Source organism: Nocardioides sp. NPDC057577 (genome assembly GCF_042801335.1).
Lineage (GTDB): Bacteria > Actinomycetota > Actinomycetes > Propionibacteriales > Nocardioidaceae > Nocardioides.
In genome coordinates this window covers 1-1,024 of sequence record NZ_JBHVGB010000377.1, presented here as the reverse complement: position 1 = coordinate 1,024, position 1,024 = coordinate 1, and the positions used below count along the sequence as shown (strand labels likewise).

Annotated in this window: 1 protein-coding gene and 2 pseudogenes; all 3 read left to right on the top strand. The window is 64.2% G+C overall.

Annotated features, from left to right (window positions below; all coding sequences use genetic code 11):
• Positions 1-69 (top strand): annotated as a pseudogene (locus ACFU7D_RS29935) (50S ribosomal protein L30); the annotation flags it as partial.
• A 1-nt stretch (position 70) separates the two neighbouring features.
• A complete protein-coding gene (gene rplO / locus ACFU7D_RS29930; protein ID WP_378874216.1) occupies positions 71-526 on the top strand; it encodes a 50S ribosomal protein L15 in 456 nt (151 codons plus the stop codon).
• A 256-nt stretch (positions 527-782) separates the two neighbouring features.
• Positions 783-1,024: pseudogene (locus tag ACFU7D_RS29925) on the top strand (preprotein translocase subunit SecY); the annotation flags it as partial.

The window sequence follows — 1,024 nt, the reverse complement described above, 5'->3', positions numbered from 1 at the left end:
GACCGCCCCGAGTTCCGCGGAATGGTTCACACCGTCCGCCACCTCGTGACGGTTGAGGAGGTTGACTGACATGGCGGAGAACAGCCCGCTGAAGGCCCACAACCTCCGGCCTGCCCCGGGCGCCAAGACCGCCAAGACCCGTGTGGGTCGTGGTGAGGCGTCCAAGGGTAAGACCGCAGGCCGTGGTACCAAGGGTACGAAGGCTCGTTACCAGGTTCCGGAGCGCTTCGAGGGTGGCCAGATGCCCCTCCACATGCGTCTCCCGAAGCTCAAGGGCTTCAAGAACCCGTTCCGCACGGAGTACCAGGTCGTGAACCTGGACAAGCTCGCGACGCTCTACCCCGAGGGTGGAGAGGTCACGGTGGCCGACCTGGTCGCCAAGGGCGCCGTGCGCAAGAACAGCCTCGTCAAGGTCCTCGGCCAGGGCGAGATCTCCGTGGCGCTGCAGGTGACGGTCGACGCCGTCTCCGGCTCCGCCAAGGAGAAGATCACCGCCGCCGGCGGTACCGTCACCGAGCTCGTCTGAACCCATCAGGCGTCTCGATGACTTGAGCGATCCCAACCGGGGATGCCCCACAAAAGGGGTATCCCCGGTTGGTCGTTCCAAGGGCATAGGTCCCGCCGGTAAGGTGGCCTGCGCTGCCCTCTTTCACGGGTGTCTCACATGAGGCACTCTGGGCGGCGGTTCAGCGTTACCCACTTAGCCGTCCACTTATCAGTCGTCAGTCGAACCTCAAGACCGTCACCCTTGACGCAGTAGCGCGGGGGTCGCAGGAGGCACCGTGCTCACCGCGTTCGCCCGGGCGTTCAAGACGCCCGACCTGCGCAAGAAGCTGCTCTTCACGCTCGGCATCATCGTGCTCTACCGGCTCGGGGCACACATCCCGGTACCGGGAGTGAGCTACGAGAACGTCCAGACCTGTGTTGACCAGGCAAGTAAGGGCAACAACAGCCTCTTCGGCCTGGTGAACATGTTCAGCGGTGGTGCACTGCTGCAGATCACGATCTTCGCGCTCGGCATCAT